Genomic DNA, 23,085 nt, shown 5'->3' on the forward strand with positions numbered 1-23,085 from the left:
TCGTCACCAAAGGAGCCGACATGAGCCGCCGATACAGACGCCGCCCCGAAACACCGGAGGAGATCGAGGCCGAGAACGTCGATTTCTGGACACGCACCGCCGAGCGATACGAGCGCACGGCGCAGGATGCCCGCGCCCCCGGCGTGCGGGTGTGGGCATCGCGTGAAGCGCAACGCGCCCGCGCCATTGAAGCCAAGCGGAGACAGGAGCGGTCATGACCCCCAACCCTGACGACTACATGACGGATTCAGCGGGCCGCCTGGTGCCGCGTGCCAATGTGAAGCCCGAAGATCTGTTACAGGATGAACTGGTACGCCGCCTTTTCGAGCGTGCCCGCGCCTTGCGCGATACCATGCGCCAGTTTCGCGAGGATGCGGACAGCGAAATTCGCTGCTTCCTCGACCTGCTGGCCGAGCAATACGGGGCCAAGAAAGGCGGCGCGAAAGGCAACCTGACCCTGTGCACCTATGACGGGCGCGAGCGGGTGACGATTGCCATCAGTGATTCCATCACCTTCGGGCCTGAGCTTCAGATTGCGAAAGAGCTTGTCGACAACTGCCTGACGCGCTGGACCGAGGGCGGCAACGCCAACATTCGCGCCATTGTCACCGACGCTTTCGACGTGGGCAAAGAAGGCAAACTAAACGTCTCCAAAATCCTGGGCCTGCGTCGCCTTTCGATTGAGGATGACGAATGGCAACGGGCGATGCAGGCCATCACTGACGCAGTGAAGGTCAACGCCTCGCGGGCGTATATCCGGTTTCATGAACGCGTGACCGCCAACAGTGAGTATACGCAGGTGCCGCTTGATATTGCCAAAGCCTGAACGACGGGCGACGAGAAAAGCGACGGTGCTGCGATGCATCAACTTCGGTCTGACCGCGCTTGATACGAGCATCGCACGAGTGCCGCCCAAGACCGCCGATGGGTTCTATCTCTCGAAGGAATGGCGGGCCTTGCTTGCCAGCGTGATCAAGCAGCGCGGGCGGGTCTGCGAGCGGTGTGGCCGGACTGGCTGCCGCATCTTCGGTGATCATATCCATGAACTGAAGGACGGCGGCGCAAGGCTCGACCCCAAGAACGTGATGCTGCTTTGCGGTTCATGCCACACGACCAAGACCGCCGACGCGAAAGCCCGACGCGCCGCCAAGGTCTGGTGAGGCCCAGCCCTGACCGACCGACCGACCCAAAGGGGGGCCGGGTGAAAGTCCAGGGCGTCCAGGGGGGCGGAACCGCGCCAGGTCCACGCGTGAAAAATTTTCTCCAATTCTGAAATGAGGTGCGCACCTTCCTGCGCAGGATGGCTCAAATTGTTGAAAAAACCGCCGATAGAATGGGGGCAAATCGCCGCCGCATGTCGTGAAGGCACGAGATCAACGCGCCAGATAGCAAGGCAATTTGGGATTCCAGAAAGCACGCTGCGCAAGCGCATCAAAGCCGAAGGATGGCACGCCGCCAAACCGCCTAAACGGTGCGCAGTGCCAGCAAATCGCGCCGTTGCGCACAAGCCTGACACGCTCGACGCGGCACAAGGCGATGCCGCCGCGATTGATGAGCGCATGTTGCGCCTGGTCGATCATCTGACCAAAGAACTTGAGGAAACGACCGCGCAACATGACTCCATTATTGAGGCGATAGAGGCAGAAACCGCCGACGATCCAAGCCCGCGCCGCCGCGCCGCGATGCTCAAGGCAGTGAGCCACGCAACCCGATCAAGCACGCTCAAGACACTCGCCCAGGCCGCCGCGCTCCTGGGTGAAAAAGCGGCAGGAAAGCCGGGCAAGAAAGCCCAGCAAAGAGCGGCGGCTGAGGTTGCATCAACAGGGCGCTTCTCACCCATGCGTGCGCCCAAACTCGTGGTGGATAATGGAACATAACGATACGCCGAACGCGCTCGGGAGAGTCCGTCAGGCGACGAAAAAGGATCAAAAAGGGCGCAAATCACCCGCCAGTCCCTCAAAAAAGACTGTCAAAATTAACACAGCTACATGGTCAACGTCCTGCCCGGACTGGGAACGCCGGATTGTCGCCGGTGAAAGCCTGATCCCCTTCCCGCCTCTGTTCCCCACGGCGGCGCACGAAGGCATGGCCGTTTTCAACGCACTCAAGCTCGTGGACGTGCTCGGTGAACCCAGCATAGGCGAGTCCTGCCGTCCCTGGCTCAAGGGCTTTGCCGAGGCGTTCTTTGGCACCTACGACCCGGACACCGGCAAGCGCCAGATCAATGAGTTTTTCCTCCTGGTCAGCAAGAAGAATACGAAATCCACGATTGCCGCAGGCATCATGCTGACACAGCTGGTCCTCAACTGGCGGCGGTCAGCTGAATTCCTGATCCTGGCCCCGACCAAGGAAGCCGCAGACAACGCGTTCAAGCCTGCGCGCGACATGGTTCTGAATGACCCCGAACTGAACGCGCTTTTCCATATCCAGAATCATAACCGTATCATCACGCACCTGGGCACGGGCGCAACGCTCAAGGTCGTGGCTGCCGATGGTCAATCGGTGGTCGGCAAGAAGGCGACCGGCATTCTGGTCGATGAACTATGGGAGTTCGGCAAGAAACCGGCAGGCGAAAACATGCTCATGGAGGCGATGGGGGGCATTTCCTCACGCCCTGAGGGCTTCGTGATCTACCTCACCACGCAGGCCGAGGAAGAGCCCGCCGGGGTGTTTAAATTCAAACTCGATTACGCCCGCATGGTGCGCAACGGCAAGACGCACAACCCCCGCTTTCTGCCGGTCATTTACGAGTTTCCGCAAGCCATGATCGAGGCCGAACGGCACCACGATCCTGACACCTGGTACATCACCAATCCGAATCTTGGCGTGTCGGTCGGCCTCGATTTCCTAACCGGCCAATACGAGCAGCAGAAAGAGGCCGGTGAAGCGCCCTTGCGGGTCTGGATGGCTAAACACCTGAATGTGCAGGTGGGGCTTTCCCTGCGCGAAAAGGCCTGGGCCGGGGCGAAGTACTGGGAAGGCCGGGGCGATGAAGGCCTGACCCTGGAGGCGCTTATTGCCCGTTCACGCGTGATCACCGTGGGCATTGATGGCGGCGGCCTGGATGATTTCCTGTCCGTGGCCGTTCTGGGTTGTGATGCCCAAACAGATGACTGGCTGCACTGGCAAAAAAGCTGGGTGTTCCGCGACGTGCTCAAGACCCGCAAGGAGGAAGCCCCGCGTTACCTCGATTTCGAGCGGCAACAGGATCTCGTTCTCGTCATGGCCATGCAAGACGATGTGGCCCAGCTGGGCGAGCTGGTCGGCATGATTAATCGGTCCGGCAAACTGGCCCTTGTCGGCCTCGATCCTGCAGGTGTTGCGGAAATCGTGTTTGAACTGCGCCGGCAGGGTGTCGAGGAAAGCCAGATCGTGGGCGTGAGCCAGGGCTGGAAGCTGACCGGCCCCATCAAGACGCTGGAAAGGAAACTGGCCGATGGATCATTCCATCACGGCAGCCGGCCAATCATGGCGTGGGCAGTCGGTAACGCGAAGGCCCAGGCCAGGGGCAATAATATCGAGATCACCAAGCAGCTCGCAGGCGGCAAGAAAATAGACCCGTTGATGGCTCTGTTCGACGCCGTGGCCTGCATGTCGAAAAATCCGCAGCCGCCTGAGAGTGGCCGGATCGATGATTTCCTTTCAGCTGGGATCATAGCCGTATGAGCATCGCCACAAGACTGCGCGGCATGGCCTACAAGGCGGCAAGTGCGGCTATCCAGTCCGTCACAGGCGTGTCGCTGACCGATCTGCGCCTCGGCGCTTTCTTGGCGGGCGGGCCGAGCATTTCGGGCCAGCGCGTCTCGGTCGATACCGCGCTGCAGCTCGACACGGTCTGGGCCTGCATCCGGCTCCTGTCCGAAACCATCGGTTCCATGCCGCTCAAGCTGCATGAACAGCAAGGCGACGGGCAGTCGTCCCTTGCCCGCGACCACCCGCTTTATCGCGTGCTGGCCCGCGCGCCCAACGCCGATATGACGCCCATAGAGTTCTGGTCGTGCATGGCGGCGTGCTGCCTCGCCTGGGGCAACGGCTTCGCGCAGATCATGCGACGCGGCGACGGGCAGATCATGGCCCTCAACCCGCTGCGCCCCGACCGCATGACCGTGCAGCGTAATCCTAATACCGGGGCGCTGGTCTATCGCTACAGCTATCATGGCAGGACGCTCGTGCTCGATGAGGGCGACGTGTTCCACATCAAAGGCTTCTGCTTCGACGGGCTCATGGGCATCTCGCCCATCACGGCGGGTCGGCAATCCATCGGGGCCGCGCTGGCCGCCGAGGAAACGGCGGGGCGCATGTTCCGAAACGGCCTGCTCTCGCAGACCTATATTTCCGCCCCGACCTATCTCTCCGCGCCGCAGAAGGAACAGGCCAAGGCGATCCTCGGCGACTACTCGGGCGCGATCAACGCGGGCAAGACGCCCCTGCTCGAGGGTGGCTGGAAGGTCGAAAGCATCGGGCTCAATGCCGAGGACATGCAGCTACTCCAGACGCGCCAGGTCAATGTGGCCACGATCTGCCGGTGGTTCGGGGTGCAGCCGGTCATGATCGGGGCGATGGAGAAATCCACGGCCTGGGGCACCGGGCTGGAACAGATGAATCTCTGGTTCCTGCAATACGGCCTCATGCCCTGGCTGCAACGCATCGAGCAGGCCGTTGCGCGCTGCCTGCTCATGCCCGCCGAGCGCGATCGCTATTTCGCCCGCTTCAATGTCGATGCCCTCCTGCGTGGCGATAGCACGGCGCGTGCGGGCTACATGCAAACCGCGCTGCGCGCGGGCTGGATGACCGTCAACGAGGCCCGCGCCAATGACAATCTCGCCCCCATGCCGGGCGGCGATGTGCTCATGGTGCAGGCCCAGATGATCCCCCTTGCCGATATCGGCAAGCCTCGCAGCCTGACCGGGCTCGGCTCCGGTGGTCAGGGCCCGCCCGGCAACGATCCAGCACCAGGCACCCGCGAAGACCTGACAGGAGACGACAATGAGTGAGTATCTGGCCGCCCCTTTCGAGTGGAAGTTTGCACCCGACGCGAAGGAAGGCAGTTTCGAGGGCTATGGCAGCGTCTTCGGCCATCAGGACGCGCACGGCGATATCGTCCTGCCCGGAGCCTTTGCCGAGACCCTGGCCGAGCGCAAGGCGCAGGGACGCAGCATCCCGATGCACGTCATGCACGGTATTCTGGGCGGTGATGGCCTGCCCGTGGGTGTGTGGGAGGATGCGAGCGAAGACGCGCACGGCCTGCATCTGCGCGGGCGTCTGTCCGGCATGGATACCGATTACGGGCGCAGGCTCTACAGCCTGGTGAAAGACGGTGCCCTCGGCGGCCTCTCCATTGGCTTTTCCGTGCGCAAGAACGGCGCAACCTTCGGCACCGATCCAGGCGGCCCGCGCCGACAGATCAAGGCCGCGAACCTTCACGAGGTCAGCCTCGTGGATGACCCGTCCAACGCCCTCGCCCGCGTGACCGAAATGCGCAGGCGGTTCTACACGGTCGGGCAGCAGCGGCCCGATATGGCGGCAGAACTACGCGCCGCCAGCCGGGCGCTGATTGACGCCTTGCGCCCAGGCTTCAGCCTGCCCGATCCACGCGGGGCCAGCCGGGCGGGCTGATCGCCCCCCCCCTCTTACCCTATTCACCCGGAACACAACGCAGGGCGCTTCGAGCGCCCTTTTTCATGAGGAAAACCCCATGTCCGATTACGAACAGGCCATCCGCGACCTCAAGACCGCGACCGATGAGGTCAAGCGTTTTGCCGAAGCCTCGACTACGGAACTGCGCAACCTCGGCAAGGTCACGGAAGAAACCAAGGCCAGCGCAGACAAGGCCCTGGCCGAGATGAACGGGCTTTCCGCCCGCCTCGCCGATATCGAGCAGAAAGCCGCCCGTACAGGCCAGGCAGGCGCAGGCGAGACGCGCTCGATTGGCCAGCGTTTCATCGAGAACGATGAGGTCAAGGCCGCACTCGGCGCGGGCGACCGTTTCAAGGGCCGTCTTGCCGTCGAAGTGCGGGCCATCACCTCGGGCAGTTCGACCGGTAATTCCGGGACGACCGGGCTTGTCGTGGCCGACCGCCAGCCGGGTATCGTCCAGGCCCAGCCCGATCGCCGCATGACAATCCGCAGCCTGCTTATGCCCGGCACCACGCAATCGGGCGCAATCGACTATGTACGCGAAACGCTGTTCACCAACAGCGCCGCCCCGGTTGCGGAGAACCCGAGCACCAACAAGCCGCAATCAGAACTCAAATTCGATCTGGTGACGCTTGGCGTCAAAACCATTGCGCATTTCGTGATGGCCTCAAAGCAGATCCTGGCCGATGCACCAATGCTGGCCAGTTATGTGGATGGCCGCCTGCGCTACGGTCTGGCCCTCAAGGAGGAAGATCAGCTTCTTAATGGTGACGGCACGGGCCAGAACCTCAACGGGCTGATGAATCAAGCCACTTCTTACGCTGCGCCATCAGGCGTGACCGTCAAGAACGAGACCATGATCGATCGTCTGCGTCTCGCCATGCTCATGGCGACCCTGGCCGAACTGCCCGCAACGGGCCATGTGCTCAACCCGACCGACTGGACATCCATCGAGACGACCAAGGACACGCAGGGCCGTTACATCTTCGCCAACCCGACCGGGCTTGCCGGGCCGGGGCTTTGGGGGCTGCCGGTGGCTGAAAGCCTGAGCATGAAAGCGGGCAGCTTCCTGACCGGCGCTTTTGCCTATGCGGCGCAGATTTTCGACCGTGAGGATGCCACGGTCACGATCTCAACCGAGGACCGCGACAACTTCGTCAAGAACATGGTCACGATCCTGGCCGAGGAACGGCTTGCCCTTGCCGTCTATCGCCCGCAGGCGCTGATCAAGGGCACGTTCGGCACGCCCGCCACCGGCAGCTGATCGGGGGCAACATGACGCTCACCATCCTCGAAAGCCCCGCCAAGGGGCTCGCCCTGGTCTCGCTCGATGCCCTGCGCGAGCAGCTGGCGGGCGAGCCGGGCGGGCAGAATAATGACCCGGCCCTGAGCGAGTATCTGGCCCAGGCCACGGCCCTCGTTCAGGCCACGTTGGGCCGTCCGGTTCTGGCGGGTCTGTATCGCCAGAGCCTGCGCGTCGGGGATGGCGAGCGCCGCCTTTCGCTCGCTCTCACCGCCTCGCCCGTGGTCGAGATCGTCACCGTCACCCAGGACGGTTTCACCCTCGATCCTGGCCCCGAAGGCTGGGAGTGCGCAGCCTGGTCTGGCCTGCTTTACCCCTCCCGGCTGCAAGGTGGCTGGTGGTGGCCGGGGCGCTACCGCGTGACCTACCGGGGCGGCTGGATCCTGCCGGGCATGAAAGACGACCAGGGCGAGCCCCTGGCCCCGACCGTGCCCGCCGATATCCGCGCCGCCACGCTCTCAACCGCCCGGGCCCTGTTCTTTACCGCCCAGCGCGGCGACCCGCTCTTGCGATCCGAGAGCGAGCAAGGCGTGGGGGCAAGCAGCTGGGCTACGCCCGATGCAAGCCTTGGCGGCCTGCCACCCGATGCGGCGGCCATTCTCGCCCGCTATGCGCAGGCGGGTCTGTCATGAGCGTGGGCGCCAGCCGACGCAGGCGACAGATCCAGCGCGCCGGTCGCCTCATGATCCTGTCGCGCCCGCGTATGGAAGGCAGTCTGACCGTGACCGGCTACGCCCCGCCACCGCAGGCGTCGCAGCTGGCGGAGGGCGTCGGCAAGGCCGTGCTTGTCGTTCAGATCACCGCCGAAGAAACATCACGGGCGGGCTATGTGCCCGCCGTCCGGGACCAGCTCCGCGACGGGCCGAAAACCTACACTCTGACTGACGCCAGCCCGGTTTTCGACCGTGGCACGTTGTGCGGCTGGACCCTTATTGCCTCGGGAGGCGCGTAATGCTGTCCGATATCGTCTGGAACGACGCCCATTACCGCGCCCAGCTGGTCGCGAAACAACAGGGCCTCGCCCTGGTCGATGCGCTCGAGCAGCAAAGCGAGGACCGGCCCGATCTGTTCTGGCGCATGGAAGTCCAGGCCAGCCAGTCGGACCGCTTGGGCATTGGCGAGGAAGCCATGGAGGAAGATGGCGAATTTGCCTTTCATCTGACCATTCGGGCCGGGTCGATCTCAACCCCTGACGCATTGAGCCTCTGCAAGAGCATGAGCGTCATGTTCCGCGCCCAGCTCGAAGGCGTGCAGCGCCTGCCCGATGGGCTTTTCTATGACGGGCAGAGCCTCTTTCCGCCCGATCCCGACACGGGCGGGAACTGGTTCACCATGACCCTGATCGTCCGCTACCGCTTTCAGGATCGCATGATCTGACATCCGCCAAGCCGCCCCATCCGGGCGGCTTTTTTCATGCCTGCAACCCCAAGGGAGAAACCCCCATGGCCTATACTGGCGCAACAGCCAACTGGGCGGCAGCGGCACAATCCAATGCCTCGACCGTCTCTTATGCCAAAGAGGAGAGCTACGCCGTCAAGCCGGGCGGGGCCTTCCAGCGCACGCGCTTTACCGGCGAGAGTTTCCGCCTCAACGACACGCGCCAGCGCCCCGAGGAAATCAATCTCCTGGCCGAAGTGTCGCAGGCCGTCACCACGCAGCTAGGCGTTTCCGGCACGCTCTCCGGCGCGCTCTCGGTCGGCACCTATGACGACCTTCTCGCGGGCATCATGGGCGCTGACTGGGCTAATGACGGCTCCATCGTCAATAACAACATGGTCAAGACCTGGTGCCTGCATCAGGCAATCGGCGACGGTTTTTTTCTCCGCCCCGGCGCATTCTGCACGCGCGCACAGCTGAGTTTTCCGCAGGGCAATTTTGCGACCACTGCTTTCGATTTCACCTGTGCGCGGCAGGAAAAAAGCCTTGTCGATCCCGCCGCGAGCTACATTCCCGCCCCTGCCGGGGCGGTGCTCGATACGGTCGGCAATTTCGCCTCGTTCAAGCTGGGCGGGCAGGTGCCGGTCGGTGTGCTGCGTCAGGTCGATATCACGATCACCCGCGACGGAGCCGATAGCGATTACGGCATCGGGCAGGCCTATGCGTGCGGCATCCGCCCCGGCCAGTTCAAGGCAGACGGGCAGCTGCAAATCTTCTTCAAGAACTGGACCCTGTACGATCAGTATGTGGCGGGCTGGTCGGGCGCAATCGACATCGAGGTGAAGGACGCGACCGGCAACGGCTACCGCTTCACCTTCCTCAACGGTCGCCTGCAAAACCCGCAGATCAACGCCGGGAGCCGCAACACCTCGATCGTTGCGACCTTCGACTTGGAAGGCAACCCCCAGACGGGCGGCGGCACATTCAAGATCACCCGCATCAAGCCCGCGCCCTGAGCGCGGCTGACAACCATCCTCCCTTTTCCTTCCTCACCTTTCCCGCAGGAACACCCCCACAATGGCAAGACTCACAGACCTCAAGACCGACAGCGCCGCAATCAATGACGGTGTATGGGTCGATATCGAGCAATATCCCGGCCTGCGTATCCGCACGCGCGGCTATACCGATGCGTTCATCGACGCCCAGGCCCGCAGGCTGGCCCAGGCCGCCGAGAAATTCCGTGGAAGCATCGAGCGCATTCCCAACGCAGTACGACGCGCCATCAATGCGGGGCTTCTGGTCGATTTCCTCCTGCTCGATGTGGACGGGCTTTTTGTCGATGACGCCGAGACCGAAAAGGTCACGCTCGACGGCTTTCGCGACCTTCTGGCCGATCCTTCCTATGGGCAGCTGCAGCGTTGCTGCTGGGAGGCTGCCAGCCTGGTGGCGTCAGGGGCCGTGAAACAGGCCGAGGAAGCCGAGGGAAACTGAGCGCGGCGTTCGGCTGGCACCTTCGCTGGGGGGCGTTTCCCGATTGCTGGGGCTCCATTGAAGGTGAGGACGCCGTGCGCCCCGAACCGAGGCCCGATCTGGTCTGGATCTGGCGGGCCTGGCACCGGCTCTCGACCGAGCGCCCGCATACGGTCATCGGCACATTCAACGCGCTGGGCGGCGGCTTCATCGAGTCCCGCCCCGAGCCGATCCCGTGGTCTGCGCTCATGCGCTGGGCCGATCATTACGGACTTTCCGAACAGGAAATGGCGCTGCTCGAACGCTGCGTGATCGCGCTCGATGCGGCTTTTCTCAAGGACTGGTCCGACAAGTTCAGGGAGCGCCACAGATGAGGCTATCGCAGGTTGTGCGGCATCAGATCCACATCAACACGCAGGCGGTGCGCACAAGCGCCGAACTGCGCGCGATCGTGGCGCAGCAATGCCGCGACTTTCGCGACAGCCTGATAGAAAGCGGCCAGGCCCCGGCCCGCTTTCGCACGGTGGTTGACCGTCAGACCGACCGGGCAGAGGAAACCGTCAAGCTGGATGGCGGCCATGTGGTCTATGCCTTCAGCGGCGTGGCCGATGCGGTTGTGTGGTGCCTGGCCGAGCTGCGCAACCGCTCCCCTGCGCGCTCGGGCAATTTCCGAAACAGCTGGTTCATGATGGTGGATGGCCGGATCTGGACCGAAAGCCCGCAGGATATCCCGTCCGGTTCCGAAGTCTGGATTACGAACACAGCCCCCTATGCCCGCAAGATCGAGGTGGGCGGCCAGAAAACAGGCGTGCCGCCGCGCATCGTGGAATCGGTGCGTCAATCGGCGCGCAGGCGATTCCAGACGGTCGAGATCGCCCGTGCCTTCAAGGCCCTGAGCGGCGGCCAGGACACGCGAGGCGGCCCCGTTCCCTACATCCTCAAAGGCGCGGGCGTCGCCTCGGGGCTGAGCTGGTCGCGTAAAGGAGGCTGGACCCGCAAACACGCGGCTTATGTCAGCCGCCGCCCCGACCGTCAGGCGGGCGGCCAGGTGCTCTATCCCACGCTCATTCTGACAGAAAAGGTCTGAAACCATGGTCAGCGTCCGCCAGATCAACATGATCGACAACGTCATCGAGGTGGTGGACCGCACGCAGGAAGGCACGGAATCGGCGGCGCATAACCTCGACCGCCTGCAGGACAGGAGCGAGGGCGTCTCGCGTGCCGTGGGCGATATGGGCAAGGCGGCAGCGGACGCCGCGAAAGCCGTGGCAGGAGGCGCAAAGGATGCCGCCGATTCCGTGGGCAGCGTCGGCAGCAAGACCGCCGCCACACTGGCCCAGACACGCGCGCAGCTGGCCGACCTCAAGAAGCAGCGCGAGGAACTGCGCAATGCGGTGGCAACCGGTGTCACGCCGGATATGGGCAAGGCCACGCAGGAAATGGCCCGGCTCGATGCCGAGATTACCCGTGTTTCAGACGGGTTTGCCGATCTGCACGCCAGGCAGCGGGCCAGCACGGACGCGCAGGCCGCCATGAATGGCGAAATCGGCCAGTCCAGCGCCATGCTCAACGGCTTTCGCGACAGCATGGCCGGGCTTGGCGACAGCAGCAGCAAGGCCACCACGGTGCTGAGCGCAGGGCTGGACAGCTCGGCCAAGGCGTTCCTGCGCGCCGGGGCCTCTGCCGATGAGCTGTCGAAAAAAATGCTGCAACTCGCAAACGCCCGCGAGCAACTCGAGCGCGTGAAAGCCATGGCGCAAACCGCCGTAGCGGGGGGCGGTGTGGCCACCGAAGACGCAGACAGGATAATTGCGGCCAGGCAGGACAGGGTGAACGTCCTGGCCGAGGAAGTGGCGCAGATGCGCCTTGCTGCGCGCGAGACGGGTACGTTGGGCAAGGCAATCAAGGGCCAGACCGCAGCCCATGTCGAGAACGCCGCCGCCGCGAAGCTGTCGAGCTATCAGATCGGCATTCTGGCAGGCGAAGCCCATAAATTCGCCGATCAGGTCATCGCCGGTGGCGGAGCCATGAAGGCCGCCTTCTACCAGGTGCCGAACATGGTCACGGTCATGGGTGGTTTCGGCAAGGCCACGCAGATCGTGGGTGGTCTGCTCATGGGGCCGGTCGGTCTGATCGCCGGACTGGTCGGTGCGGGTGTGGCCATGGGCAAGCTCGGGGGATACGCCGAGGAACAGGAATCGCGCCTGGCCAAACTCTCCACGCAGCTGCGCGCCACGCGAGACGACGCGTCACGCATGGCCGGAACTGTCACATCGGCAGGTCTCAGTCTGAGCCGGCTACCGGGCTGGTCGCGCGACGATGCAACAACCGCCGCCACGCAGATCGGGCAGACCTATAACTTCGCCGGGTCGGGCAACGATATCATGGCGCTGGCCAATATCGCGCGCGATGCGGGGGCCGTTTTCGGCACGCTGGGCGATGGAATCAAGGCCGTGCAACAGGCCATGACCGACCCGACCGCCCAGATCGAGGCGCTTTACAAGCAGCATCTGCCGGGCGTGGATGCCGCCCTTGTCGAGCAGGTGCGCAGCCTGCAGGCGAGCGGCAGCCAGGGCGAAGCCTTTGCCCTGGTCATCGACCGCATACGCGAGGCCACCAAGGGCGCGCATGATGAGGCCATGACCCCGTTCAGGCGCTCGCTGGAAAATCTCAAGACCGTGACCGAGCCCGTCACAAGCACGCTCGGCAAGCTCGCCAAAGGTATCGGCATCGGGCTGATGGATGCGATCACCGATGTGACCACCTATCTGACCAGAAACGCCCGCAGACCTGCCACAGACGGGCTCGCAGGCGGCGACGTGCTTGATAATTTCGCCGCCGGTCAGCATCATTACGGGCTCGGCCAGGTCGATCCGCGCTATAGCAGCGGCTACGATATCATGACGCCCCAGGGCAATATCGACGCCTCCATGAAAATCTATATGGAGGCGAAAAAGCGCGCGAACGACAACCTCGACGCGACACTTGCCTATTACAGCGGCCATACGCCCGGCACGCCCAAGGCAAAGGAATATGCCTCGGCGGTCTATGGTTACGATATCAACACACTGCCCGCCGACACGTCCGCCCTGATCGACCAGGAGGCGGCGCGCCTCAATTTCCCGACGCGCTCGATCAATCTCTACAAGGCCATGATCGGTCACGAGAGTGGCGGCCATCAATACACCGACCACAAGGCCGCAAGCGCGGGCTCGCCCGAAGCCGTCAGGCACGCAACGTCTGCCGCCGTCATCGACAACACGAAATCCCTCAAGGCCGGGGCGTCGGCCTCTGCCGGTTCAATCAGCGAAACGAGCTGGACCCAGCAACGCAGCGCGCTTGAGGATTACATCGCGTCAGAGGAAAAACTTCTCGCCACGCAAAAGGAAGGCTCGGCGGCCTGGACGCAGACAAAAGAGCAGATCACGCAAGCCCGTGTGGCGCTCGCCAATACGCTGAGCCCGCAGGAGAAGATCACGCAGGGGCTCAATGACAGCATTGCCCCGCTGAAATCTCAAACGGGTTACTGGCGCAGCATGGCGGAAGTGACCGCGCAATTCAGCCAGACGGCGCGCGGCACGGGTATCGAGCAACAGGCGCTTGCCCAGGCCCTGGCCGACAAGCAGGCCGTGCTGGCGGCAGCTTATGAGGATGGCACGGTAGCCGCCGAACGCCAGGCGCAATCGCAAACCGCTATTGCCGCCGCTGCCGGTGGATCGAGCGAGGCCCTGCAGCACGCGACGAACTACCAGATGGCCTATACCGAGGCACTCAACGATTACGACACCAGAAACCCGGAATTCGTGGCGGCGGTGGAACGTCGAACGGCGGCGCTCGATGCCGCATCCGCCGCCCAGGTGCGGGCGCAGCAACTGCAGAAGAATGAAAGCCTGTCCGACTCGATCGCGCTGATCAAGGCACAAACCGCGTCACTCGGCGAGAACACCGAGCAGCGCCAGATCAGCGTTGCCGTCATGCAGGCCGAGATGGAAATGCACCGGCAATATGGGGAAATCCTGCCGAAGGAGGCGCAGGACTATATCAGCCTGACCAAAGCCCAGGCCGAGGCCACAGCCGCCTATCAACGCCAGAAAAGCGCCGTGGACGAGCTGAGCAACAGTCTGGGGCGCATGTTTGAAACACTGGTCGATGACATCACACAGGCCTTTATCCAGGGCGGCAAGGGGGCCGTCAGTTTCAAATCCGTGCTCCAGGGCCTGCAAACGCAGGTTGTGGGGCTGGTCGCGAAAATGGCTCTGGTCAATCCGGTGCTCAACATGATGGGCGGCGAGCATCGCCAGACACTGGGCGATGTAAGTGACTCCCTCGCCTCGGGCAGCTCGGTCGGTAATGCGGCGGCCAAGGTCTCGATTGCCGGGGCCGGTTCGCCCGCGTCGAGTGTGGCAAGTTCAAGCAGCTGGCTCTCAGGCGCCATGAAAACAAAGCTCTTCGGTGGGGCGACAGTAGGCAATCTCCTGGCCGGTGTGGGTGGCGGTTTCGCAATAGGGTCTGCGCTGGGCAATATCGGTGGCGGTACCTATGGCATGGTGGGTGCCGGTGCCGGTGCGGCGGTGGGTGCCGGTATCGGGTCTTTCGTGCCGGTTGTCGGAACGCTTTATGGCGGGCTGATCGGTGGTGGACTGGGTGGCCTGCTCGGCGGCCTCTTCGGTCACAAGAAAAACCCCTACACCATAGATCAGGTGGTGCTCGAGGGCGACCGGTTCAGCATGGGCCAGAGCTGGAACCAGAAGCAGGACGACACGATCACCAGACAGCTGCAGGCCGATCTGAAAAACCTCAACACCATGATGGACAGTTTGGGGCTCAAGGCCGAGAATCTCTATCTCGGTACGGTGCGCGACGATCCGAACAATAAAGACCCGTCGCAGCGTTCCGTGAGCCTGGCCGACCTGCTCGGCAAGGTGCAGCTGCGCAGCGATGACAGCGCCACATTCAGCCAGGCGCTTTCGCAGGGAATGCCCGAAAGTTTCGACAGCGTCGCCGCGTTCCAGAGCGCAATCGTGCAGCTCAAAACCATGGCCGACACGGTGGATGCGCTCGGTGTGGCGGTGTCGAAATTCAACAGCGACGGCACCGTAACCGTCTCGGGCTTTACCGAGGCCACGGGCGATCTGCGCACGGCGCTCGATACCATGCTCAACGGCAAGACACTAGCGACCAGCGATCTGCAAAGCCAGGTGGCCACCATCACCGAGTTTGTGACCAACACCATGCCCAACCTCATGAAGGCCACGGTGAACGGGCAGCAAAGCTGGGTCGAGCAGATGGAAGTGCTCAAGAAAACCTATGAGGCCGCTGCCACACAGGCCAATAGCTACGGGCTGGACGGCAACGCACTGAATGACAAATTCAGCGCGCTCTATAGCCAGGGCTATGCGCTCAACATGCAGAACCTGGCCGAAAGCGCCCAGTCGGTGCGGGTGCGTTATCTCACCGCCACGGGCGATGACCAGGGCGCGGCGCTCATGAGTTTCGACCTCTCCGCAACCCAGCAGAAACGCCAGCTGGCCGATAGCTGGCGCGACTTCCTGGGCGAAGCCTATGCGGGGAACCTGACCTATCTGCAGCAGGCCAAGGATCTGGAAAAGACGCTGGGTGCCGAACGTCTGGCCATCCAGAAACAATATGCGGACAAGGCGGCGGAGGCAGCCAAACAGGCCCATGATCAGGCGGCCAGTTCTGCCGCCTCGGTCATCAGTTCTCTGGTTGATTTCACGCGCGGGCTGAGCACGTCCAGCGCCTCGCCGCTCTCGGCCGAGGCACAGTACCGGGCCGCAAACGACAATTTCCAGAGCACGCTTGCGGCGGCGCGCGCAGGCGATTTCGACGCCCTGACACGCGTGCAGGGCGATGCGCAGACCCTGCTTTCCACGGGTCAGGCGGTTTATGGATCGGGCACGGAATACGCCCGGATCTATGAGCAGATCACGGCGGCCATGCGCGAGATCGGCACGCGCTCGCCCGAGGCCCTGAAGCAGGCAGTGCTTAACCAGACGCGCGACAACACCGCCAGTCTGGTGGAGCTGCTGCGCAAGCTGGTGGCCGCGACCGAGGCCAATGGCAACACGCTGCGCGATACCGCCAACGCCACGAAACAGAGCGTGGCCGAGCAGCGCCAGGCGGCCCTGCGCAAGGCCGGTTGAGTGGCCGGGTCATATGGTCGGCAATTCGCGTCCATATGACCCAATCAACATAAGGAACGATCATGAGCGGTCAGCTATTCCACGCGGTCGAACTCACCGTGACCGTGCCGGGAGAAGCGACCACCCCGGCCCCGGCGCATGGCTGGGGGTCAACGCCATGGGGCGCATTGACGCTGCTGCCTGCGCCGGTCGAGGCAATCGAAACACTGCGCTTTTCCGATGTGGGCTATGTCAGCGACACACACGCCGCCTGGCCGCCTCTGGTGCAACAGGCCTACAGCCTGGATCGGCGGCTGGATCTGCGCCCCGATGCGCAGGCCGGGGCCGAGAGCTGGGGCGCGCTGGTCCTGTCCAGTCCGAACGGGCTGCTCGATCACATCATTGCAACGCGCGTGGTCGATCACATGCCCTTGCGTGTGCGCTACGGCCTGCGCCAGCGCGACGCAATCCGGGGTTGTGCCATTGACCCGCCCGAACGCGATCTGAAACCCGCCTTTGCCGGGCTGGGCCGCTCCTGGCAGCCCGACCGGCAAAGCGTGGAAATCGCTCTTACCGATGCCACGTCATGGCTCGATGCCCCGGCCCAGGGCGCGCCCTATGACGGCAAGGGCGGGCGCAATGGCGGGGCGGATCTGGCAGGGCGCTACCGGCCTAAACTGCGCGGGCGGGCCTTCAACCTCACGCCGGTGGCGGTCGATACCATCAGACTAATCTATCAGGTGAGCGATGCACCGGGCAGCATCGAGGCGCTTTACGAGGGCGGCGCTACTGGCGGCATCGTTTTTGCCGGACAGGTGGCCGATGTGTTCAAGACCGAGCCGCCGCCCGGCCATTACATCGTGCAGTCCGATTCCTCGGGCGTCTGGTTTCGGCTCGGCACAAGGCCCGTCTGGGCCATCACGCTCGATGCAACCGGTGCCCTGCCAGATGGCACGATGCCGGGCGGGCTGCTCTCGCTCCTGCGCGACATGCTGCTGCAGGACTGCGCGCTGAGAACGGATTTGTTCGCCCCCTCATGGGACACAGCGGCGCAGGCCATGACCTGGCCGGGCGGGTGGTTCTGGGATGGCAGCGCACGCGTGACCGGGCGCGAGGTGGCCGATACGCTGCTCTCCGGGCTGGGCGTGCGGCTTGTGGCCTCGCGCGCGGGCGCGCTGCGCCCCGTGGCGGTTCATGCGCCCCAGGGCGAGGCCGTGGCCCATTTCGGGCCGCATAACCTGATCGCGGTGGCCCCGGTCGCGCTCGATGATAGGCTCGACCCGCCGCCCGCACGCTGGCGTGTGGGTTATGCCCATGCCCAGACCGTGCAGGCGGCAGGCTCGGGGCTTAGTCCGCTGGTCACCCCGGAGCGTCAGGCCTTTATCGGCCAGGCCGACCGGCTGGCAAGCTGGGCCTCGCCCGAACTGCGCAGGCGCTACCGCGTGCCCAATGATCCCCCCGCGCTGGTCACGGCCCTGAGCGACGAACAGGACGCGGTGAGGGTCGCGACCCTGCACGCCACGCTCTGGGCCAGCACGCGCCGCCTGCGCGCCCTCACTGTGCCGGTGGAACAGGGTTACGCGGTCGATCTGGGCGATCACGTCACCCTGACCCTGCCGGAACATCCCGATCAAACCCTTTCCGGCCTCGTGGTGGGCGAGCAGCTGCGCCCCGATGAAACAACGCTCACCCTGCAAGTGCTGGTCGGCGAATAGTCATGTCCGGCAGGGACACAATGTCTAGAGCCAGCTTTGAACCCCTCCATGATGCGAGCATGTCCCTCTGCGGTGAAGACTAAAGGAATAGCTTCCATCCTCGCATTTGGCAGACGCACCGGGAGGGGCTGCGCCCGTCACAGTGTGTGCTGGCGAATGCACGACTTTGCCGTCGATATTTTCGTAGTGGCCGTGCTCGCGCAGCGTGTCCTCTGCAGGCTGAGGTGCGGCAGGTGCCGTTACCGCATTGGCGGGCGGCTGGGTCGGGGCATGACCACGCGCAAATGCCGGGCCTATGAGGATCGCGCTCGATATCGAGAGCGCTGACAATAACCGGGCAATATGCATGGCGTGCTTCCTTCGACGATTCCACGGGATCGGGCGCGTCAGACTATCCGTGAGCATCGCGACAGTAACGGCGATTCAACACCGACCACAGATACTGCGGCGAGATTGCCCGTTGGCTGCAACGGGAAGGCCACACAACATCCGGATTACAGGAAACCCATCATGGCCAGACTAGGCGCTTATCCGCGTATTGCGACGCTCGACGGGTCGGAAGTGATCGTGGTCGAGCAGCAGGGCTGCACGCGCTCCATGCCGCTCAACAGGGTTGCGCCAGCCGTGCCGGACAAGGACGCAAGCGGGGTTTTCTTCGCCGATGACGGGGCCACGGTCGGGCGTATCGGCGACCGGCTTTTCATCGGGGCGGCAGCGGATAACCAGGGCCAGCGCAACCGCGACACCACGCGCAATGACTGGCTCTCGCAGATCATGGGCTCGACCTCGATCGGGGCCTGGGCGACCTAGACAAGCACCTTTGCCGCCATTTCGCGCTTTGGTGCCACCGGCATCACGGGGGCGTCTCGCACGTCCGACAGCCAGAAGCAGAGCGCCTATATGGGCTTTGTGCCCTCGGCAATCGGCGTTGCGGCCTGGGGTGTAGCAGACGAGACGCAGAACCCGACTACGGCCACGGCCTATGCCTATTATGGCGAGGGCTGGCGCATGGCGGGCGTCAATTATCAGCCCAGCTTCGGCATGGAACTGGAAACCGTGAATATGGGCGGGGCGGCGGCGGGTATGTCCACGCCCTATCACCCGAATTGCGGCGGCGGCACCTATGCCATCCAGATCGGCTCGGGCGGCGGGCAGACACAAGGCTCGAGCGATGCCGAGGCCGGAATCGTGTTCGTGCGCAACCCGTCTCGGCACAAGAGCGGCATTATCTTCGCCAATGACAGTCTGACCGGCACGGATGGGGCGGATGGTTACGGCACGGCCATAGCCATGGGCTCGCGCCAGGGCATCGAGTGGCGCACTGCCGAGACGCGCGAAAACGTGCAGGGCCTCGATTCAGGCGCGATGCTGTTCTCAACCGTGACGAAAACCAAAAAGGGCCAGCGCCTGCAGTTTTCGGATGACGGCATGCTCGTCACCAACATGGCGGGCCAGCTGATCTTTTCGATCTCGCCCAATGCCGCCCCCACCAACACGCTCAACATCCAGGCGGGCAGCGGACAGGCGGCGGCGGGGCTTTATGTGCAGATGGGCGAGAACGGCTCGCCCAATCTGGGCCTCTATCCGGGGCCGGGCGGTGAACTGCAGATTGCAAGCCCGGTCACGGGTCAGGGGGCGAAACTCTCCCTCAACGATCAGCCGGTGCAGTGGCTGCACATCAACGTCAACGGCCAGTCACTGCGCCTGCCTTTGTTCACCCCGGAACAGGCAGGAGGCTGAGCCATGGAAGCCATACTCGATTCCGGTTTCTGTCCCATCGAGGACAGCACCGGCAGGCTATGCGCGTTTGGGTGCGACAACGCCTTTCTCACTGCCCGCCTGACCGCTTCGGCCTTCATGCCCGATCTGCCAGCCAGCAACCTCGCCACGCCGCAGGGTGCGCCCGCCACCGCCTGGCGCGCGCCGGGGCGCACGGCTTCGCTCACGCTCGAGCCGGGCGGCATGGTGGACTGGCGCTGTTTCTCGCTGCACCGCACCAACCTGACCGCAACGGCGCAATGGTCGGTGAAGATCTGGCGCGGGGCGACACTGGCGCATGATTCCGGCCTGCTGGCGGCTGACATGCGCGACGGTCAGGCCGTCATGATGCTGGACGCCGCAATACCGGGCGACCGGGTGACGATCCTGATTGCCGATGCCCAGAACCCGGATGGCTTTTTGTCCATCCCGCTCGCCTATGCCGGGCCGCTCTGGCAGCCACAACGCAACATGGCCTGGAGCAGCGGCGAGAGTGCCGAGAGCGGGGCCGATACGATCACGAGCCTGTCGGGCGTGGAATACGTCACGTTGCGCTGGCAGCGCCGCGTCCTGCGCATCGAGCATCAATCGCTCGGCACCGAGGAACTGCCGCAGATCCGCGCCATGCTCGCCCTCGGCCGCACGGGGGCGAATATCCTTTTTCTGCCCGATCCGGGGGCGGGCACGCGCAGCGGTGACGCCGTGTTCGGGCGCATCGAGGGCGGCGAGATCACCTCATCGGCGGGGGCGGCCAACCGGCGCGCCCTTACTCTCACGATAAGGGAGCGTTTATGATGCCCATGCTCGGCAATCTGGTGCTTGAGACCGCAAACAACCCCGGCACCGGCGATTTTATCCTGAGCGGTGCGCCTGCGGGGCGGCGCAACTGGTCGGCAGCGTTCACGGATGGCGAGGTTTACTATTTCGCCGATGACGGCACCCAGACCGAATGGGGCATCGGGCGGCTGACCCATGGCATACCGGCGACGATCTCGCGCGATACCGTGTTGGGCACCACACAGGACAGGACAGCGCGGCTCAATTTCACCGGCACCACGCTGGTTTATTCCGCCCTGCCAGCCGAGGCCGCCATTCCCGTGCCGGTGGCGCAGGGCATGAGCGCCGTGGCCGATCACCAGTGGAAAGCCCAGAGTTACACGCTGGCCAGCCTCGATGTGACGCTCACCGGCCCGGCCCTGCGCGCCGAGTTCTGCGCCACGCTACGGCTCAACGATAACGGGGCCAGCGATACGACATGGCAGGTGGCGCGCGCCATTGTGGCCATTCACACGATTGACGGCCAGGGCAATACTTCTGCCCAGCCCATCGCGGCGGCGGGCAGCAATGTGCGGCTCGATCGCTTCTATTTTCTCGGTGTGCGGGCCACGGCGCTGGCCCATGTGAGCCCCGGCACAAAGCTGCGCCTTGTGGCCAGCGTGCAGGTGCCGGGCAGCTCGAACACGCCAAACCTGTTCAGCATGGCGCTGCAGGACGGCGCGCTGATCTGGCTCAACAGCTGAGCCACGCCCCGCCCGGCACGCGGGCGGGATTTACTGGAGATCACATCATGACATGGCGACCCGTCGTCAACATCCTGCGCCCCGAGGCCATCGGGGGCGGGGCGTTTGCCAGCGCGCAGAATGCGCTTGTCTGGCCCTCTTCCTCGCTCAAGGGGGGCGGTGATTACAGCATAGATTTCGACAAGCTGCTCTCCCCTGGCGAGTTCATCACCTCGTTCCGGTTCGAGGCGGGCGGCGCGGCCGACCTCGCCTGGACGAACCTGTTCGGCAACATCGCCACCGCCTGGATGCGCTGGAAGGCCTCGGGCACGCAGAGCGTCACCGTCTGCGCGCTGACAAGCGAGGGCAACAGCAAACAGGTCGAGGTGAATATCACCATCAGCCCGCGCGAGGCCCTGTTTCCGCTCGACCTGCCCGAAAGCCCTGACGCCCCCACGCAATCGGGCGGCGGTGTGTCGAGTGCGGTCATGGACGGATGGCTGCGCTCCCTGCCGACAGAACCGCCCGAGAGCGGCACCGGCTGGTTCAATAATGCGGGCATCCCGACCCGCCTCGGAGATCTGACATGAGACACATCGCACGCGTGGCCCCGTGGCTTATTGCCGGGCTTGTCCTGGTGATCTGCCTGATCGTTCTTTACATGCCGGGCCTGTTCGTCATGGCCGCAAGGGCCGCCCCGCAATTCACGCCGCCGCGCGGCCTGCCCGCATCGACGCCGGTAGGCACGCAGGGAGCCACACTTGAGACGATGGAACGTGGCATTGATGCCAACGCGCAGTCTCTGGCCCAACTACGGGCCGAGGCGATCACGCCACCGGCTCTTGCTTCTGCGCTAGGCGATTACCTCAAAAATGAGGCAGCTAACCGCCGGTTTGCGACCAGGGCCGCGCTTTCAGCGCCAGCCATCCAGGCACGATCTGAAAACGTGTTCATGTTCGGGTCCATGCTGACGAACGCCAGCGGGTCGGGACAATTCACCTATCTGGCGAACTACTCGCTCGATGCGCCATTCATCGGGGTGCGCCTGATCCTGGCCAACACTGCCAGGACCGAGGTGACGCTTCCACGCATGATCGCCGCGCCATCGGCCAGCGCCAGCGACATCGCAACCCCTGTTACCGCGACCGGCACCGCGCAGCCCTGGGCGACGGTCACGCTCAACGGCTCGAGCAGCATCAAACTGCCAGCCTCGCCCGGCGCGGGGCTGCCGTCCTACACCCTGAGCGATATCGTGCCGATCCAGTCGATACCCCGCACCGACTCAGGGAACGGTTATCTTGTTTACACCCGTTTCGTAACCGATCCCGCATCGTGGAACGTGGGGTTTTTCCCGGCCCGCACCGGATCGGGAAGTGCCGATTCAGGGCTGGTCGCGGCCATGAATGGCGGCAGGACTGCCCAATGGGGCTATGTGGGCGGCGATCACGTCACGCAATCGGTGGCGCTTGCGCCGGGGGCCGTATCGGGCAATCCGGGATTTGCGGGCGGTGTCGTGGTGGGCGCGGTCTATTACACCGCAAGCCGCAGCTACACGCTCATGGCCGTGGGTGACAGCCTGACACAAGGATGGCAAACGGCCTCCGACTATAATGGTTATGCGCGCCGCGCTGCCGCAACGCTGAGCGGGAGCGGGCTGGCGACAAGCTATGCCGATGCCGCCTGGACAGGTCAGACCACAGGCCAGATGCAGGCCCGCGGCTATGCTTTGCTTGCTGCCGGACTGCGACCGAGCATCATTACCATTCCCCTCGACAGCCCGAATGACTATGCGCGCGACACAGGCGCCATGAGTGCCCTGCCTGGCGCGCAGGCCACGATACAACAGCGGGCCTCGGCGCTGAGACTGGCGGATTATGCCCGCTCCCTGGGCGTGTTTCCAATACTGGTCACGCCCCTGCCTCTGGGCCAGCCGGGACAATGGGACTCAGATGACCGCGTGGCGACAGGAAGCCAGTTTCGCGAGGCGACGGGCCTGCCTTATGCCGTGTTCGACGCCCAGGCGATCGTGTGCAAATGCACGCCTTCGGCCACGCTGAAACCGGAGATACCCGCCGACGAGCTGGCCGCCGACAAAAGCCACTATACCGATGCGCTGCAAACGCGCCTGGGCGATGCGCTCGCCGCCACGATCCGCAACCTGATTCCCTGAGCGGGCAACCCGC

General features: G+C 64.1%; 24 protein-coding genes. 23 read left to right on the forward strand and 1 reads right to left on the reverse strand.

The genetic code is table 11. From position 1 onward, the window contains the following. Window positions 1-20 precede the first annotated feature (20 nt). From AAID99_RS04655 to AAID99_RS04735, 17 genes are all read left to right on the forward strand, one after another. The gene (locus tag AAID99_RS04655; RefSeq protein WP_498493278.1) at window positions 21-218 is read left to right on the forward strand and encodes a hypothetical protein; all 198 of its coding nucleotides are present in this window, start codon (window positions 21-23) and stop codon (window positions 216-218) included. After that, window positions 215-826 (forward strand): DUF3164 family protein, encoded by a 612-nt coding sequence (locus tag AAID99_RS04660; protein WP_498493279.1) that lies wholly within the window; start codon window positions 215-217, stop codon window positions 824-826. The genes AAID99_RS04655 and AAID99_RS04660 overlap by 4 nt, the downstream gene beginning before the upstream one ends. A gap of 25 nt (window positions 827-851) precedes the next feature. After that, the gene (locus tag AAID99_RS04665) at window positions 852-1,160 is read left to right on the forward strand and encodes an HNH endonuclease signature motif containing protein (RefSeq protein ID WP_498493280.1); all 309 of its coding nucleotides are present in this window, start codon (window positions 852-854) and stop codon (window positions 1,158-1,160) included. Window positions 1,161-1,313: 153 nt separating this feature from the next. Next, a complete protein-coding gene (locus AAID99_RS04670) occupies window positions 1,314-1,877 on the forward strand; it encodes a helix-turn-helix domain-containing protein (protein WP_498493281.1) in 564 nt (187 codons plus the stop codon). Further along, window positions 1,867-3,666, forward strand: a complete 1,800-nt coding sequence (locus AAID99_RS04675) for a terminase large subunit (protein ID WP_498494259.1) — start codon at window positions 1,867-1,869, stop codon at window positions 3,664-3,666. The genes AAID99_RS04670 and AAID99_RS04675 overlap by 11 nt, the downstream gene beginning before the upstream one ends. Then, the gene (locus tag AAID99_RS04680) at window positions 3,663-4,994 is read left to right on the forward strand and encodes a phage portal protein (RefSeq protein ID WP_498493282.1); all 1,332 of its coding nucleotides are present in this window, start codon (window positions 3,663-3,665) and stop codon (window positions 4,992-4,994) included. The genes AAID99_RS04675 and AAID99_RS04680 overlap by 4 nt, the downstream gene beginning before the upstream one ends. Further along, entirely contained in the window at window positions 4,987-5,616 is a 630-nt protein-coding gene (locus AAID99_RS04685) for an HK97 family phage prohead protease (RefSeq protein ID WP_498493283.1), read from the forward strand. Before AAID99_RS04680 ends, AAID99_RS04685 begins: the two co-directional genes overlap by 8 nt. A gap of 79 nt (window positions 5,617-5,695) precedes the next feature. After that, window positions 5,696-6,901 (forward strand): phage major capsid protein, encoded by a 1,206-nt coding sequence (locus AAID99_RS04690; protein ID WP_498493284.1) that lies wholly within the window; start codon window positions 5,696-5,698, stop codon window positions 6,899-6,901. Between the two features lie 11 nt (window positions 6,902-6,912). Further along, window positions 6,913-7,572, forward strand: a complete 660-nt coding sequence (locus tag AAID99_RS04695) for a hypothetical protein (protein ID WP_498493285.1) — start codon at window positions 6,913-6,915, stop codon at window positions 7,570-7,572. Beyond that, on the forward strand, window positions 7,569-7,892 hold the full coding sequence (locus AAID99_RS04700; protein ID WP_498493286.1) for a hypothetical protein: 324 nt from the start codon (window positions 7,569-7,571) through the stop codon (window positions 7,890-7,892). The genes AAID99_RS04695 and AAID99_RS04700 overlap by 4 nt, the downstream gene beginning before the upstream one ends. Beyond that, window positions 7,892-8,317, forward strand: a complete 426-nt coding sequence (locus tag AAID99_RS04705) for a hypothetical protein (RefSeq protein ID WP_498493287.1) — start codon at window positions 7,892-7,894, stop codon at window positions 8,315-8,317. Before AAID99_RS04700 ends, AAID99_RS04705 begins: the two co-directional genes overlap by 1 nt. Before the next feature lie 65 nt (window positions 8,318-8,382). Then, window positions 8,383-9,333 carry a phage tail tube protein gene (locus AAID99_RS04710; RefSeq protein ID WP_498493288.1) on the forward strand — a complete coding sequence of 317 codons (951 nt, stop codon included), beginning with the start codon at window positions 8,383-8,385 and terminating at the stop codon, window positions 9,331-9,333. Window positions 9,334-9,394: 61 nt separating this feature from the next. Then, a complete protein-coding gene (locus AAID99_RS04715; protein ID WP_498493289.1) occupies window positions 9,395-9,808 on the forward strand; it encodes a hypothetical protein in 414 nt (137 codons plus the stop codon). A gap of 74 nt (window positions 9,809-9,882) precedes the next feature. Next, window positions 9,883-10,161, forward strand: a complete 279-nt coding sequence (locus tag AAID99_RS04720; protein WP_498493290.1) for a phage tail assembly chaperone — start codon at window positions 9,883-9,885, stop codon at window positions 10,159-10,161. Further along, window positions 10,158-10,874, forward strand: a complete 717-nt coding sequence (locus AAID99_RS04725) for a hypothetical protein (RefSeq protein WP_498493291.1) — start codon at window positions 10,158-10,160, stop codon at window positions 10,872-10,874. The genes AAID99_RS04720 and AAID99_RS04725 overlap by 4 nt, the downstream gene beginning before the upstream one ends. Window positions 10,875-10,878: 4 nt before the next feature. Beyond that, window positions 10,879-15,951: a hypothetical protein gene (locus tag AAID99_RS04730; protein WP_498493292.1), complete on the forward strand. Its 5,073-nt coding sequence runs from the start codon at window positions 10,879-10,881 to the stop codon at window positions 15,949-15,951. Between the two features lie 62 nt (window positions 15,952-16,013). After that, the gene (locus AAID99_RS04735) at window positions 16,014-17,645 is read left to right on the forward strand and encodes a hypothetical protein (RefSeq protein ID WP_498493293.1); all 1,632 of its coding nucleotides are present in this window, start codon (window positions 16,014-16,016) and stop codon (window positions 17,643-17,645) included. A gap of 24 nt (window positions 17,646-17,669) precedes the next feature. Here AAID99_RS04735 and AAID99_RS04740 read toward each other — a convergent pair whose 3' ends face one another. Continuing rightward, entirely contained in the window at window positions 17,670-17,993 is a 324-nt protein-coding gene (locus tag AAID99_RS04740; RefSeq protein ID WP_498493294.1) for a DUF3761 domain-containing protein, read from the reverse strand. Between the two features lie 162 nt (window positions 17,994-18,155). Between AAID99_RS04740 and AAID99_RS04745 the strand changes: the two genes are divergently transcribed. The 6 genes from AAID99_RS04745 to AAID99_RS04770 all read left to right on the forward strand — a co-directional run bounded on the left by AAID99_RS04745 (window position 18,156) and on the right by AAID99_RS04770 (window position 23,072). Then, on the forward strand, window positions 18,156-18,455 hold the full coding sequence (locus AAID99_RS04745; protein WP_498493295.1) for a hypothetical protein: 300 nt from the start codon (window positions 18,156-18,158) through the stop codon (window positions 18,453-18,455). A gap of 90 nt (window positions 18,456-18,545) precedes the next feature. Then, window positions 18,546-19,385, forward strand: coding sequence for a hypothetical protein (locus AAID99_RS04750; RefSeq protein ID WP_498493296.1), 840 nt, complete (start codon window positions 18,546-18,548; stop codon window positions 19,383-19,385). Between the two features lie 3 nt (window positions 19,386-19,388). Beyond that, window positions 19,389-20,198: a hypothetical protein gene (locus AAID99_RS04755; protein ID WP_498493297.1), complete on the forward strand. Its 810-nt coding sequence runs from the start codon at window positions 19,389-19,391 to the stop codon at window positions 20,196-20,198. Next, on the forward strand, window positions 20,195-20,923 hold the full coding sequence (locus tag AAID99_RS04760) for a hypothetical protein (RefSeq protein ID WP_498493298.1): 729 nt from the start codon (window positions 20,195-20,197) through the stop codon (window positions 20,921-20,923). The genes AAID99_RS04755 and AAID99_RS04760 overlap by 4 nt, the downstream gene beginning before the upstream one ends. Before the next feature lie 47 nt (window positions 20,924-20,970). Further along, entirely contained in the window at window positions 20,971-21,492 is a 522-nt protein-coding gene (locus tag AAID99_RS04765; protein ID WP_498493299.1) for a hypothetical protein, read from the forward strand. Beyond that, complete coding sequence (locus AAID99_RS04770; RefSeq protein WP_498493300.1) at window positions 21,489-23,072, forward strand: SGNH/GDSL hydrolase family protein; 1,584 nt, start codon at window positions 21,489-21,491, stop codon at window positions 23,070-23,072. The genes AAID99_RS04765 and AAID99_RS04770 overlap by 4 nt, the downstream gene beginning before the upstream one ends. Window positions 23,073-23,085 lie beyond the last annotated feature (13 nt).

The organism is Asaia sp. Ae19-3 (genome assembly GCF_059801175.1).

What these genes read in the sequence shown, in the direction of transcription:
- AAID99_RS04655 (WP_498493278.1), top strand. Translation starts at nt 21, where the DNA reads ATGAGCCGCCGATACAGACGCCGCCCCGAAACACCGGAGGAGATCGAG.
- AAID99_RS04660 (WP_498493279.1), top strand. Translation starts at nt 215, where the DNA reads ATGACCCCCAACCCTGACGACTACATGACGGATTCAGCGGGCCGCCTG.
- AAID99_RS04675 (WP_498494259.1), top strand. Translation starts at nt 1,867, where the DNA reads ATGGAACATAACGATACGCCGAACGCGCTCGGGAGAGTCCGTCAGGCG.
- AAID99_RS04680 (WP_498493282.1), top strand. Translation starts at nt 3,663, where the DNA reads ATGAGCATCGCCACAAGACTGCGCGGCATGGCCTACAAGGCGGCAAGT.
- AAID99_RS04685 (WP_498493283.1), top strand. Translation starts at nt 4,987, where the DNA reads ATGAGTGAGTATCTGGCCGCCCCTTTCGAGTGGAAGTTTGCACCCGAC.
- AAID99_RS04690 (WP_498493284.1), top strand. Translation starts at nt 5,696, where the DNA reads ATGTCCGATTACGAACAGGCCATCCGCGACCTCAAGACCGCGACCGAT.
- AAID99_RS04695 (WP_498493285.1), top strand. Translation starts at nt 6,913, where the DNA reads ATGACGCTCACCATCCTCGAAAGCCCCGCCAAGGGGCTCGCCCTGGTC.
- AAID99_RS04700 (WP_498493286.1), top strand. Translation starts at nt 7,569, where the DNA reads ATGAGCGTGGGCGCCAGCCGACGCAGGCGACAGATCCAGCGCGCCGGT.
- AAID99_RS04705 (WP_498493287.1), top strand. Translation starts at nt 7,892, where the DNA reads ATGCTGTCCGATATCGTCTGGAACGACGCCCATTACCGCGCCCAGCTG.
- AAID99_RS04710 (WP_498493288.1), top strand. Translation starts at nt 8,383, where the DNA reads ATGGCCTATACTGGCGCAACAGCCAACTGGGCGGCAGCGGCACAATCC.
- AAID99_RS04715 (WP_498493289.1), top strand. Translation starts at nt 9,395, where the DNA reads ATGGCAAGACTCACAGACCTCAAGACCGACAGCGCCGCAATCAATGAC.
- AAID99_RS04725 (WP_498493291.1), top strand. Translation starts at nt 10,158, where the DNA reads ATGAGGCTATCGCAGGTTGTGCGGCATCAGATCCACATCAACACGCAG.
- AAID99_RS04730 (WP_498493292.1), top strand. Translation starts at nt 10,879, where the DNA reads ATGGTCAGCGTCCGCCAGATCAACATGATCGACAACGTCATCGAGGTG.
- AAID99_RS04735 (WP_498493293.1), top strand. Translation starts at nt 16,014, where the DNA reads ATGAGCGGTCAGCTATTCCACGCGGTCGAACTCACCGTGACCGTGCCG.
- AAID99_RS04740 (WP_498493294.1), bottom strand. Translation starts at nt 17,993, where the DNA reads ATGCATATTGCCCGGTTATTGTCAGCGCTCTCGATATCGAGCGCGATC.
- AAID99_RS04745 (WP_498493295.1), top strand. Translation starts at nt 18,156, where the DNA reads ATGGCCAGACTAGGCGCTTATCCGCGTATTGCGACGCTCGACGGGTCG.
- AAID99_RS04750 (WP_498493296.1), top strand. Translation starts at nt 18,546, where the DNA reads ATGGGCTTTGTGCCCTCGGCAATCGGCGTTGCGGCCTGGGGTGTAGCA.
- AAID99_RS04755 (WP_498493297.1), top strand. Translation starts at nt 19,389, where the DNA reads ATGGAAGCCATACTCGATTCCGGTTTCTGTCCCATCGAGGACAGCACC.
- AAID99_RS04760 (WP_498493298.1), top strand. Translation starts at nt 20,195, where the DNA reads ATGATGCCCATGCTCGGCAATCTGGTGCTTGAGACCGCAAACAACCCC.
- AAID99_RS04765 (WP_498493299.1), top strand. Translation starts at nt 20,971, where the DNA reads ATGACATGGCGACCCGTCGTCAACATCCTGCGCCCCGAGGCCATCGGG.
- AAID99_RS04770 (WP_498493300.1), top strand. Translation starts at nt 21,489, where the DNA reads ATGAGACACATCGCACGCGTGGCCCCGTGGCTTATTGCCGGGCTTGTC.